The organism is Streptomyces rhizoryzae (assembly GCF_023155275.1).
Classification (GTDB): Bacteria; Actinomycetota; Actinomycetes; order Streptomycetales; family Streptomycetaceae; genus Streptomyces; species Streptomyces rhizoryzae.
Genome location: NZ_JALMUV010000061.1, coordinates 1 through 12,356, shown reverse-complemented (window position 1 = coordinate 12,356; position 12,356 = coordinate 1). Strand labels below are relative to the sequence as shown.

Here is a 12,356-nt window from a genome sequence, read left to right as displayed (position 1 = left end):
GGTCTTTCCGGTGGGGGGGAGGGGTCAGGCGGTGTGGCCGGCGCCGGGCAGCGCGCCCTGGGCCTGGATGGCGGTGATCGCGACGGTGTTGACGATGTCCTGGACCAGGGCGCCGCGCGAGAGGTCGTTGACCGGCTTGCGCAGCCCCTGGAGCACCGGGCCGACCGCCACCGCGCCGGCCGAGCGCTGGACGGCCTTGTAGGTGTTGTTGCCGGTGTTGAGGTCCGGGAAGATCAGCACGGTGGCCTTGCCGGCCACGTCGGAGCCCGGCAGTTTGGTCGCGGCGACCGCCGCGTCCACCGCCGCGTCGTACTGGATCGGGCCCTCGACCAGCAGATCCGGGCGGCGCTCGCGGACGATCTCGGTGGCCTTGCGCACCTTGTCGACGTCGGCACCGGAACCGGAGGTGCCGGTGGAGTACGACAGCATCGCGATCCGCGGCTCCACGCCGAACTGCGCGGCGGTGGTGGCGGACTGGATGGCGATGTCGGCCAGCTGCTCGGCGTCCGGGTCCGGATTGACCGCGCAGTCGCCGTAGACCAGCACCCGGTCGGCCAGGCACATGAAGAAGACCGACGAGACGATCTGGGCGCCCGGCTTGGTCTTGATGATCTCGAACGCCGGGCGGATGGTGGCGGCGGTGGAGTGCACCGCGCCGGAGACCATGCCGTCGGCCAGGCCCTCCTGCACCATCAGCGTGCCGAAGTACGAGACGTCGGCGACCACGTCGTAGGCCAGCTCGTAGCTGACGCCCTTGTGGGCGCGCAGGGTCGCGTACAGCTCGGCGAACCGCTCGCGCAGCTCGGAGGTGTGCGGGTCGATGATCTGGGCGTCCGCCAGGTCGATGGCCAGGTCGGCGGCGCGCTTGCGGATCGCCTCCTCCTCGCCCAGCAGCGTCAGGTCGCACACGTCGCGGCGCAGCAGCACGTCGGCGGCGCGCAGCACCCGCTCCTCGGTGCCCTCGGGCAGCACCACCCGGCGGCGGCCGGACCGGGACCGCTCGATCAGCTCGTGCTCGAACATCATCGGGGTGACCCGGCCGGAGCGGGCGACCGAGATCCGGTCGGTCAGCTCCGCGGTGTCCACGTGCCGCTCGAAGAGGCCGAGCGCGGTCTCCGCCTTGCGCGGCGAGGCGGCGTTCAGCTTGCCCTCGATCGCGAACAGCTCGGCGGCGGTGGGGAACGAACCGCCGGGGACGGAGACCACCGGGGTGCCCGGCGCCAGGCGGGCGGCCAGCGCCATGATGTCCGGCCCGGGGCGCTCGTCGAGGGTGAGCACCACACCGGCGATCGGCGGGGCGCCGGCGCTGTGCGCGGCCAGCGAGCCGACGACCAGGTCGGCGCGGTCCCCGGGGGTGATCACCATGCAGCCGGGGGTGAGCGCCTTGAGGAAGGTCGGCAGCATCGCACCGCCGAAGACGAAGTCGCGGGCGTCCCGGGCCAGCCCGGAGTCGTCGCCCAGCAGTACGTCGGCGCCGAGCGCCTGGACGATCTGGCCGACGGTCGGCGCGGAGAGCGAACCGTCCTCCGGCAGCGCGTAGCACGGCACCGGCAGCCGGGCGGCGAGCCGCTCCACGATCGCGGTGCGCTCGCCGGGGTCCACGCGGTTGACGACCAGCGCGACGACGTCGCAGCCCAGCGAGGTGTAGGCGCGGTAGGCGTTGCCGGCCTCGGCGCGCACCGACTCGGCCTCCCGGCGCTGGCCGCCGACGACCGGTATCACCGCGGCGCCGAACTCGTTGGCCAGCCGGGCGTTGAGCGCCAGCTCGTCCGGCAGGCTGGTGTCGGCGTAGTCCGAGCCGAGGACCAGGACGTACTCGTACTCCCGGGCGACCTCGTGGAAGCGGTCGACGAGCCGGGAGACCAGCTCGTCGGTGCCGCGCTCGGCCTGGACGGCGGCGGCCTCCTCGTACCCGATGCCGTGGACCGACTCGGCCGGCTGGGAGAGGCGGTAGCGGGCCCGCAGCAGCTCGAAGAGCCGGTCGGGCCCGTCGTGGACCAGGGGACGGAACACCCCCACCCGGTCGACGTGGCGGGTCAGCAACTCCATGACCCCCAGCTCGACGACCTGGCGGCCGTCGCCGCGCTCGATACCGGTCACGTACACGCTGCGCGTCACGTGTGCACTCCGTCCGTTCCGATGGCCGCGAGGCTCCGCGCTCGCGGGAATTCCCTGGTCACAAGGTGGCAATTACCCGTTATTGTGGGCTTGCCCCTCTTGACAATACCTGCGCGGGTGGGTAAGCCGCTCTCCCAGTTTCCCTGGCGCGCCCGGGGCGGGGACAGTGGAGGGTGGCCCCCGGACGCGCCCGGGGCCGGGGTCGGACCGGGCCGCACATGAAACAATCGGACCGGCTCACACGAACCGACAGCGAGCACAGGAGACACAGCACGATGCGTATCGGAGTCCTCACCGCGGGCGGCGACTGTCCCGGCCTGAATGCTGTGATCCGGTCCGTCGTCCACCGCGCCCTGACCGGCCACGGCGACGAGGTCATCGGCTTCGAGGACGGTTTCAAGGGCCTGCTCGACGGCCGCTTCCGCAAGCTCGACCTGGACGCGGTCAGCGGCATCCTGGCCCGCGGCGGCACCATCCTCGGCTCCGCCCGCCTGGAGCGCGCCCGGCTGCGCGAGGCGTGCGAGAGCGCCAAGGACTTCTCCCGCGAGTACGGGATAGACGTCCTGATCCCGATCGGCGGCGAGGGCACGCTGACCGCCGCCCGGATGCTCTCCGACGCCGGTATGCCGGTGGTCGGCGTCCCCAAGACCATCGACAACGACATCTCCTCCACCGACCGCACCTTCGGCTTCGACACCGCCGTCGGCGTGGCCACCGAGGCCATCGACCGCCTGAAGACCACCGCCGAATCGCACCAGCGGGTCATGGTCGTGGAGGTCATGGGCCGGCACGCGGGCTGGATCGCCCTGGAGTCCGGCATGGCCGGCGGTGCCCACGGCATCTGCCTCCCCGAGCGCGAGTTCGACGTCAACGACCTGGTGACGATGGTCGAGGAACGCTTCGCCCGGGGCAAGAAGTTCGCGGTGGTGTGTGTCGCCGAGGGCGCCCACCCGCGGCCCGGCACCATGGACTACAAGAAGGGCGCCATCGACCAGTACGGCCACGAGCGGTTCTCCGGCATCGGCACCGCGCTCGCCCGCGAACTGGAGAAGCGCCTGGGCAAGGAGGCCCGCCCGGTCATCCTCGGCCACGTCCAGCGCGGCGGCACCCCCACCGCCTACGACCGGGTGCTGGCCACCCGCTTCGGCTGGCACGCCGTCGAGGCCGCGCACCGCGGCGACTTCGGGCACATGACCGCGCTGCGTGGCACCGACATCGTGATGGCCCCGCTGGCCGAGGCGATCACCGAGCTGAAGCGGGTCCCGGAGAACCGCATGGACGAGGCCGAGTCGGTCTTCTGATCCGCACCGGGCGGCACGGGCACCGACCCTGCTGACGCCCCGTCAAAAGCCAGCGGGCGGCGCGCTGTCAGCGCGCCGCCCGTTGTGCGTCCGGGGGCCGGGGCGGTCAGGGCCCCCGGGCCGCCTCAGTGGGCGCCGATGGCCTCCAGCATGTTCAGCCGGGCGGCCCGGCGGGCCGGCCACAGCGCGGCCAGCACCCCCACGACCAGGGCGAGCAGCAGGAACAGCCCGAGCCGGTCCCACGGCAGCACCATCCGGTACGTGGCGAACGACGAGCCGACCAGCTTGCCGCCGGCCCAGGCCAGGAAGATCCCCACGCCGATGCCCAGCACCGCCCCGAACAGCGAGATCACCACCGACTCCAGGCGGACCATCCGCTTGACCCCGGCCCGGGACAGCCCGATGGCGCGCAGCATCCCGATCTCCCGGGTCCGCTCGAACACCGACATCGCCAGGGTGTTGACCACCCCGACCACCGCGATGACCACGGCCATCCCGAGCAGCCCGTAGATCATGTAGACCATGGTGTCGATCTGGCCCGCGGTCTCCTTGCGCAGGTCGTTGTGGTCCTGGATCTTCAGCAGCGGGCTGTCGCCGAGCGCCGCCCGGATCCGCCCGGCCAGCGCCGCGGAGCCGCCGTCGCGGGCCTTGACCAGCAGCTCGTCGTCCCGGAGCCGGTCCAGGTGCGGATCGACCAGCGCGGTGCCGGCGAACGACTCGCCCAGGACCGGGTTGTCCGCGTAGACCGCGCCGACCCGCACGGTCACCGTCTTCTTGTCGTAGAAGGTGAGGGCCACGGTGTCGCCGGCCCGCCAGCCGTGCTCCTTCGCACCGGTCTCCGAGACCGCGATCCCGCCGGAGCGGACCGCGGCCAGCGAGCCCTGGGTGACGGTGAGCGCGGTGACCTTGCCGATCTGGTCCAGGTCGGTGCCGTGGACGTAGCCGAAGCCGCCGTCGGGGCCGCTGCCGCCGCCCTGGACGGTGTAGCCCGCGCCGCGCAGCGGGGCGGTCGCCGCGACGCCCGGGACGCGGGCCACCGCCGCCGACCGCTGCGGGTCCAGGCCGGTGCCGGTCGAGGTGCTGATCTTGTAGTCGGCGGTCAGCCCGGCCGCGGCCATCCGGTCCAGCGCCAGCTGGGAGGAGTGGCCCGCCACGGTCAGCCCGGTGATCAGGGTCAGGCCGATCATCAGCGCCGAGCCGGTCGCCGCGGTACGGCGCGGATTGCGCAGCGCGTTCTCCTTGGCGAGCTTGCCGCCGACCCCGAACAGCCGGGTGGTGACGAGCCCGGCCAGCGAGACCAGGGGCCGCGACAGCAGCGGCGCCAGCACGATCATCCCGATGAGCGTCAGCATCGAACCGCCCATCGCCAGCGGCAGGTTGTCACCGCCCGTCAAGGTGGAGACCCACAGCATCACCGCGACGCCGAGGGTGGTCAGCACCCCGCCCAGGACGTTGCGGAACACCAGGCTCCGGGGGGTCGGCGGGGCATCGACGGTGCTCAGCGCCTCGACCGGCGCGATCCGCGCCGCCTTGCGGGACGGCAGCCAGGCGGCCAGCACGGTCACCCCGACGCCCACGGCCAGGGACGCGGCCACCGCCGACGGGCTGATGACCACCGGCCCGTCCGGGAAGCCGGCGCCCTGCGACGCCAGGACGGCCCGCAGGCCCACCGCGATCCCGGCGCCCAGCCCGAAGCCGACGGCCGAGGACAGCAGCCCCAGCAGGCCCGCCTCGACGAGCACCGAGCGCACCACCTGGCGGCGGGAGGCCCCCACCGCGCGCAGCAGCGCGATCTCCCGGGTGCGCTGGGAGATCAGCATGGTGAAGGTGTTGGCGATGATGAACACGCCGACGAACAGCGCGATGCCGGCGAAGGTCAGCAGGGTCTGGCTCAGCGCGTGGTTCTGGTCGGCGATCCGCCGCGCCTGCTCGGCGGCCAGCTCCCGCCCGCTGGTGGCCGTGGCGCGATCGGCCGGCAGCAGCGCGGCCACCTTCGCGGTCAGCGCCTCCTGGTCGGTGCCGGGCGCGGCCGCCACCACCAGTTCGTCGAACTGGCCGGGGTGCAGGTACAGCCGCTGCGCGGTGGCGGTGTCGAACAGCGTCAGGCTGCCGCCCGCGGTCACCGCCGGATCGTCACTCGCCACGATCCCGACCAGCTTCTTGGTCAGCACCGGGCCGTCGGTGGCCAGCCGCACCGGGTCGCCGAGGCGGTAGCCGGCGGCGTCGGCGGTGCTCCGCGCCAGCGCGACCTCGTCCGCGCGGGCCGGGCCCCGGCCGCGCACCAGCGGGTAGCGGGGATCGTCGCCGCCGGGCCCCGGCTGGTAGTTGGCGGCGCGGTTCTGCCAGCCGTTGCCGATCGGGTGGCCGTCGCCGCGGGCGGCGACGGTGGCCTGGCCGGTGACGTCGGAGCGGACCCCGGCGACGCCGGGCAGGGCGCGGATCCGGTCCGCCAGCCGGTCGTCGAGGGCGGTGGCCCGCTTGCCGTCCTTGCCCTCCCCGCCCGGCCGGTCGGGGCCGTAGACGGCCTGGACGGAGACGGCGACGTCCTTGAGGTTGCGGGCGGAGGCGTTCTTGACGGCCTCGCCGACGGAATCGCTGAAGATCAGGGTGCCGGCGACGAAGGCGACGCCGAGCAGCACCGCGAGCGCGGTCATCATCAGCCGGGCTTTGTGCGCGAGGAGATTGCGCAGGGCGGTTCGGAACATGGTGGTGGTGTCAGTCCTGGGTACGGCGGGGGTGGGGGAGGGGCGCGGCCCGCGGCCGGGCCCGGCGCGCGGCCGGCCGGTCCGGCCTGCGACTGGTTGGTCCGGCCTGCGACTGGCTGGCCCGGCCTGCGGCTAGCTTGCCCGGCCTGCGGCCTCGAAGCGCCGCATCCGGTCCAGTACGGCGTCCGCCGTCGGCTCGTACAGCTCGTCCACGATCCGGCCGTCGGCGAGGAAGACCACCCGGTCCGCGTAGCCGGCCGCGACCGGGTCGTGGGTGACCATCACCACGGTCTGGTCCATCGCCCGCACCGACTCCCGCAGGAAGCCCAGTACCTCGGCGCCGGACCGGGAGTCGAGGTTGCCGGTCGGCTCGTCGGCGAAGATGATCTCCGGCTGGGCGGCCAGCGCCCGCGCCACCGCGACCCGCTGCTGCTGGCCGCCGGAGAGCTGGGCCGGCCGGTGCGCCAGCCGGCCCGAGAGGCCGACGGTCTCCACCACCCGGCCGACCCAGTCCTTGTCCGGGCGGCGGCCGGCGATGTCCAGCGGCAGCGTGATGTTCTCCAGCGCGGTCAGCGTCGGCAGCAGGTTGAACGCCTGGAAGATGAAGCCGATCCGGTCGCGGCGCAGCCGGGTCAGCTGCTTGTCGTTCAGGTCGGCCAGCTCCACGTCGCCGATCCGGGCCGAACCGCCGGTCACCGAGTCCAGGCCGGCCATGCAGTGCATCAGCGTGGACTTGCCGGAGCCGGACGGTCCCATGATCGCGGTGAACCGGGCCCGGCCGAACTCGACGGTGACGGAGTCCAGCGCGACCACCCGGGTCTCGCCCTGGCCGTAGACCTTGCTCAGGTCCGTGGCCCGGGCGGCGACGGCCGCGGCGGCGCGGGCGGGGACGGCGGTACGAGGGACGGCGGTGTGCGGCACCACAACTCCTGGAAGGACGGGACGGCGGGGGAGGAAGAGCGCGTCGGAAGCGCCCTTCCATCCTCGATGCCGCGGGCCGGCCCGTCTTCGGCCGCAAGGACCGAAAGCCGGACCGGCCGGAAGTGCCACGCCCGGCCCGCACGTCATCCTCGGGACGGACCCCGGTCCCCCCGCAGACCGACACGGCGGCGGCCCGGCCCGGTCCGGTGCCGGAGCGGCCGCCGCCGCGCCGGGCTCAGGGCGCGGACCCGCCGGCCCGCCGCCAGAACTCCGCCAGGATCCCGTCGAGGAAGTCCCGGCCCGCCTTGCCGGCCTCGTCGGACGCGTCCCCGCCGGTCCAGCTCAGCGAGGCGGTCATCGTCGCGTGGTACTCCTCGTGCAGGGCCTGGAGCGCGTCCTGGAGCCGCTCCTTGGGCAGCGGCACCAGCTTGCCCACCGGGCGGACGTAGCCCTGCCAGCGGGTGGTGGCCGCGCTGACCAGCAGCTCCACCAGGCGCTCCTCCTGGCCGGTGAAGCGGATCAGGGCGGGCAGCGGGAGCCGCAGGGCGGCGGCCAGCGCCGCGGCCTGCCGGTCGCTGCCCGTCCACCGCCCGCCGGCCTCCAGCCGCTCGTACACGCCCGGGTCCATACCGATCCGCAGGGCCAGGTCGGCCGGTGCCAGGCCGAGCGCCAGCCGGAATTCGCGGAGCGTGCCGGGGGTGCCGAGGAGGTCGGCCGGAGCGCACCACAAGGCGCCGGCCAGTGCGGTCAACTCGGCCTCGGTGGGGGAGTTCTCCCCCAATTCCCAGGACGCCACCGTGGCGGGCTCCAGGCGAATTCCGAATGCGGCCCAGATTCCGTAGGCGACATGCGCGTGAGTCATGCCCAGGGCCTCGCGCAGCCGCCGAGCGGCGTCGGCATTGAAAGGGGGCCGGCGTGCATCCCCGTCGTGCGTGTTCACCGGCACACGGTAAGTGACGAGGTGGCGTCGTACCTATCGTATGGATGTCCAAGTTTGCGGGTTGGAGGAAAGTACGGGGGGTTCGGCGGGCTCCGGCCAACTTTCGCAGCTTTCCCGCCAACTCGCTCCCCAAACCGGCGCTGGCCAGCCGTTTTGTGCTTTCGAGCCGGGTTGTCGGCGCCGACGGGCGGGCCGGAAATGCGGGGTGTTCCCGCGAAGGCGATCGGACGGTAATTCCCGAAGAAAGCGAAAATGCGCTCCGATACGCGAATCCGGGCCCGGGATTCGCCGCCCGGATTCGGGCCGCGGGAAACCGCCGCACGGAAACCGGCCGCCCCGGAACCCGCCGCCCCGCATCCGTCCGGCGCACCTCCGGCCGCCCGGGCGCGGGCCGCCGGTCACCGCTCCCCGGGCCCGTGCGGGGCCCCGTCCGCCCACCGGTAGCGCAGCTCCGGGCGGCCGACCTGGCCGTACTGCGGGGCGCGGGCGGCCCGGCCGGCCTCCACCAGGTGCTCCAGGTAGCGGCGGGCGGTGATCCGGGAGATGCCCACGTGCGCGGCGGCCTCGGCCGCGGTCAGCCCGCCGCCGGACGCCCGCAGCACATCGGTCACCGCCCGCAGGGTGGCCGCGGTCAGCCCCTTGGGCAGCGCGGCCGGCCGCGGGGCGCGCAGCGCGGCCAGCGCCCGGTCCACCTCGTCCTGCCCGCTGGCCTCGCCGCTGGCCGCCCGGAACTCCGCGTAGCGCAGCAGCCGGTCCCGCAGGGTGGCGAAGGTGAACGGTTTCAGCACGTACTGCACCACGCCCAGCGAGACGCCCTCGCGGACCATCGCCAGGTCCCGGGCGGAGGTCACCGCGATGATGTCCGCGCCGTGCCCGGCCGCGCGCAGCGTGCGCACCAGCTGGAGCCCGTGGCCGTCGGGCAGGAACAGGTCGAGCAGCAGCAGGTCGACCTGGTGCCGGTCCAGGTGGCGGCGGGCGCCGGCGCCCGTGTGCACCGTCCCGGACACCGCGAAGCCGGGCACCCGCCCCACGTACAGGGCGTGCGCGGCCGCGGCGACCGGGTCGTCCTCGACGACCAGGACCCGGATGGCGGCGGCGGGCTCCACGGCGCTCACCGGGTGCCGCCGTCCGCCGCCGCGCCCAGCGGCAGCCGCACGGTGAACCGCGCCCCGCCCGCCGGCCCCCGGTCCAGCGCGATCGTGCCGCCGTGCCGGTGCACCGCCTGCCGGACCAGCGCCAGGCCCAGCCCCCGGGCGGTGCCCGCGCCGGCCGCCTCCTTGGTGCTCCAGCCGCGCCGGAAGACCTCCTCGGTGGCGTCCGCGGCGACCCCCGGCCCGTTGTCGGCGACGCACAGCAGCAGTTCGCCGCCGTCCGCCCGGGCGGTGACCCGCACCTGCGGCGGGGCGCCGTGCTCCGGCGGGGCGGCGTCCAGGGCGTTGTCGATGAGGTTGCCGAGCACCGTCACCAGGTCGCGGGCGGGCAGGTCCGGCGGGATCACCCCGTCGTCGATCCGGCTGTCGGGGGTCAGCACCAGCTCCCCGCCGTGCTCGTTGGCCTGCGCCGCCTTGCCCAGCAGCAGCGCGGCCAGCACCGGCTCGGCGACCGCGCCCACCACCCGGTCGGTGAGCGCCTGCGCCAGCTCCAGCTCGGCGGTGGCGAACTCCACCGCCTCCTCGGCGCGGCCCAGTTCGATCAGCGAGACCACGGTGTGCAGCCGGTTGGCGGCCTCGTGCGCCTGCGAGCGCAGCGCCTCGGCGAAGCCCCGTACCGAGTCCAACTCCCCGGACAGTGCCTGGAGTTCGGTGTGGTCCCGGAGGGTGACGACGGTGCCGCGCCGCCGGCCGCCGGAGACCGGCGCGGAGTTGACCACCAGCACCCGCTCGCCGGTCAGGTGCAGCTCGTCGACGCGCGGCCCGGACGCGCGCAGCGCCCCGGTCAGCGGCGCCGGCAGCCCCAGGCCGTCCACCGGCCGGCCCACCACGTCCCCGGTCAGCCCCAGCAGCTCCCGCCCGCCGTCGTTGATCAGCGCCACCCGGCGCTGCCCGTCGAGCATCAGCAGCCCCTCGCGGACGGCGTGCAGCGCCGCCTGGTGGTAGTCGTACATCCGGGACAGCTCGGCGGCGTTCATTCCGTGGGTGTGCCGGCGCAGCCGGGCGTTGACCACGTACGTGCCCAGCCCGCCCAGGGCCAGCGCCGCCGCGGCCGCCCCCAGCAGCGCCAGGACCTGGTCGCGCAGCTGCTCGCTGATGGTGGCGATGGTGATCCCGGCACTGACCAGCGCGGTGATCCGGCCGCCCCGTCCGGGGTCGCGCACCGGGGCGACGACCCGCACGGACGGGCCGAGCACCCCCAGGTGCGTCTCCGGGAAGATCTCGCCGCGCAGCGCCGGACCGGTGTGGCCGAGGTACTTCCCACCGATCGCGGACGGCTCCGGATGCGTCCAGCGGGTGCCGTCCGGCGCCATCACGACCACGAAGTCCACCCCGGCGTCCTTGCGCAGCCGCTCGGTGTAGGGCTGGAGCACGGCGGTGGGGTCCTTCGTCCGGGCCGCGGCCGCCACGGCCGGGGAGTCGGCGACCGCGGTGGCCGCCGCGGTCGCCTGCCGCCGCGCGGTCTCCTGCGCCTGCCGCCCGGCGCTGACGTACGCGAAGACCGCGCAGACCGCGACCACCGCCGCCACCAGTACCACCTGCACGGCGAAGAGCTGCCCGGCGAGACTGCGGGGGCCGGGCAGCCGCCGCGGCGGACGGGGACGGGGGAGGCGCATGCGGAACAGTCTGCCCGGTCACTTTTACGTGAACGAAATGTACGCAAGGGTGACCAGCGCCACAGCGCCGTGCATAGTCGCCGGGACCTGTTCCGCGCCGCGAGCCGCGAAAGCGGCGCGGAACGTGGCCCCAGTCAGAAAGGCAGGGCAGCCGTGGCTGCACAGACCCCGTCGTCCGGGGGCACCGCCGGACAGGCGCCGCCGGCCAAGCGGGACCGGACCCATGTCCTCTACCTCGCCGTGATCGGCGCGGTGCTCCTCGGCATCGCCGTGGGCCTGGCCGCCCCCGGCACCGCCGTCCAGCTCAAACCGCTGGGCACCGGATTCGTCGCGCTCATCAAGATGATGATCTCGCCGGTGATCTTCTGCACCATCGTGCTGGGCGTCGGCTCGGTCCGCAAAGCGGCCAAGGTCGGCGCGGTGGGCGGGCTGGCGCTCGGCTACTTCATGGTGATGTCCACGATCGCGCTGGCCATCGGCCTGGTCGTCGGCAACTTCCTGGAGCCCGGCTCCGGCCTGCACCTGACCGACGCGCTGCGCCACGCCGGCCAGGCCCAGACCGCCGGCGGCCACGCGTCCACCACCGACTTCCTGCTGGGCATCATCCCGGACACGCTGGTCTCCGCCCTCACCAAGGGCGAGGTGCTACAGACCCTGCTGGTGGCGCTGCTGGTCGGCTTCGGCCTCCAGGCGCTGGGCACGGCCGGCGAGCCGGTGCTGCGCGGGATCGGCCACGTCCAGAAGCTGGTCTTCCGGGTGCTGTCGATGATCATGTGGGCGGCGCCGGTCGGTGCGTTCGGCGCGATGGCCGCGGTCGTCGGCGCCACCGGCCTGGACGCGCTGAAGTCCCTGGCCGTCATCATGGCCGGCTTCTACGCCACCTGCCTGCTGTTCGTCGTGCTGGTCCTCGGGGCGCTGCTCCGGCTGGTCGCCAAGGTGAACATCCTCGCGCTGCTGAAGTACCTCGGCCGGGAGTTCCTGCTGATCCTGTCGACCTCCTCCTCGGAGTCGGCGCTGCCCCGGCTGATCGCGAAGATGGAGCACCTGGGCGTCAGCCGCCCGGTCGTCGGCATCACCGTCCCGACCGGCTACAGCTTCAACCTCGACGGCACCGCCATCTACCTCACCATGGCCTCGCTGTTCATCGCCGAGGCGATGGACAAGCCGCTCTCCCTGGGCCAGCAGGTCTCCCTCCTGGTCTTCATGATCATCGCGTCCAAGGGCGCGGCCGGCGTCACCGGCGCGGGCCTGGCCACGCTGGCCGGCGGCCTCCAGTCGCACCGGCCCGAACTCGTCGACGGCGTCGGCCTGATCGTCGGCATCGACCGCTTCATGAGCGAGGCCCGGGCGATGACCAACTTCGCCGGCAACGCGGTGGCCACCGTCCTGATCGGCACCTGGACCAAGGAGATCGACCGCGCCCGGGTCGCCGAGGTGCTCTCCGGCCGCCTGCCGTTCGACGAACGGACCCTGTCCGCCGACGGCCACGCCGCCCCGCCCGCCCCCGTCGCCGACAGCCCCAAGACCCCCGCGACGGCCTGACGCCCCCCGCACCGCGGGGCACCCAGGAGGGGAGAAGCGGGGGGGGCCGGGATGCGCCCGCC

General features: G+C 74.1%; 8 protein-coding genes. 2 read left to right on the top strand and 6 right to left on the bottom strand.

The features are described 5' to 3' along the window. Positions 1-24: 24 nt before the first annotated feature. Positions 25-2,118, bottom strand: coding sequence for a phosphate acetyltransferase (pta, locus tag MUU72_RS31965; protein ID WP_248016945.1), 2,094 nt, complete (start codon positions 2,116-2,118; stop codon positions 25-27). A 275-nt stretch (positions 2,119-2,393) separates the two neighbouring features. On the opposite strand from pta, the gene MUU72_RS31960 reads away from it, so the two are divergent. After that, on the top strand, positions 2,394-3,419 hold the full coding sequence (locus MUU72_RS31960; protein ID WP_248016944.1) for an ATP-dependent 6-phosphofructokinase: 1,026 nt from the start codon (positions 2,394-2,396) through the stop codon (positions 3,417-3,419). Between the two features lie 125 nt (positions 3,420-3,544). Here the strand turns inward: MUU72_RS31960 and MUU72_RS31955 are convergent, their stop codons facing one another. The 5 genes from MUU72_RS31955 to MUU72_RS31935 all read right to left on the bottom strand — a co-directional run bounded on the left by MUU72_RS31955 (position 3,545) and on the right by MUU72_RS31935 (position 10,752). Next, positions 3,545-6,124: an ABC transporter permease gene (locus MUU72_RS31955; RefSeq protein ID WP_248016943.1), complete on the bottom strand. Its 2,580-nt coding sequence runs from the start codon at positions 6,122-6,124 to the stop codon at positions 3,545-3,547. Positions 6,125-6,256: 132 nt separating this feature from the next. Beyond that, positions 6,257-7,045 (bottom strand): ABC transporter ATP-binding protein, encoded by a 789-nt coding sequence (locus MUU72_RS31950; RefSeq protein WP_308403906.1) that lies wholly within the window; start codon positions 7,043-7,045, stop codon positions 6,257-6,259. 235 nt (positions 7,046-7,280) lie between these two features. After that, positions 7,281-7,991 (bottom strand): helix-turn-helix domain-containing protein, encoded by a 711-nt coding sequence (locus MUU72_RS31945; protein ID WP_372503283.1) that lies wholly within the window; start codon positions 7,989-7,991, stop codon positions 7,281-7,283. 392 nt (positions 7,992-8,383) lie between these two features. Continuing rightward, positions 8,384-9,100 carry a response regulator gene (locus tag MUU72_RS31940; RefSeq protein WP_248016940.1) on the bottom strand — a complete coding sequence of 239 codons (717 nt, stop codon included), beginning with the start codon at positions 9,098-9,100 and terminating at the stop codon, positions 8,384-8,386. Next, positions 9,097-10,752 carry a sensor histidine kinase gene (locus MUU72_RS31935; protein ID WP_248016939.1) on the bottom strand — a complete coding sequence of 552 codons (1,656 nt, stop codon included), beginning with the start codon at positions 10,750-10,752 and terminating at the stop codon, positions 9,097-9,099. Before MUU72_RS31935 ends, MUU72_RS31940 begins: the two co-directional genes overlap by 4 nt. Before the next feature lie 153 nt (positions 10,753-10,905). On the opposite strand from MUU72_RS31935, the gene MUU72_RS31930 reads away from it, so the two are divergent. Next, positions 10,906-12,294 (top strand): cation:dicarboxylate symporter family transporter, encoded by a 1,389-nt coding sequence (locus MUU72_RS31930; protein WP_248016938.1) that lies wholly within the window; start codon positions 10,906-10,908, stop codon positions 12,292-12,294. Positions 12,295-12,356 lie beyond the last annotated feature (62 nt).

Coding starts and splice junctions, on each gene's coding strand:
- MUU72_RS31960 (WP_248016944.1), top strand. CDS start 2,394: ATGCGTATCGGAGTCCTCACCGCGGGCGGCGACTGTCCCGGCCTGAAT.
- MUU72_RS31955 (WP_248016943.1), bottom strand. CDS start 6,124: ATGTTCCGAACCGCCCTGCGCAATCTCCTCGCGCACAAAGCCCGGCTG.
- MUU72_RS31935 (WP_248016939.1), bottom strand. CDS start 10,752: ATGCGCCTCCCCCGTCCCCGTCCGCCGCGGCGGCTGCCCGGCCCCCGC.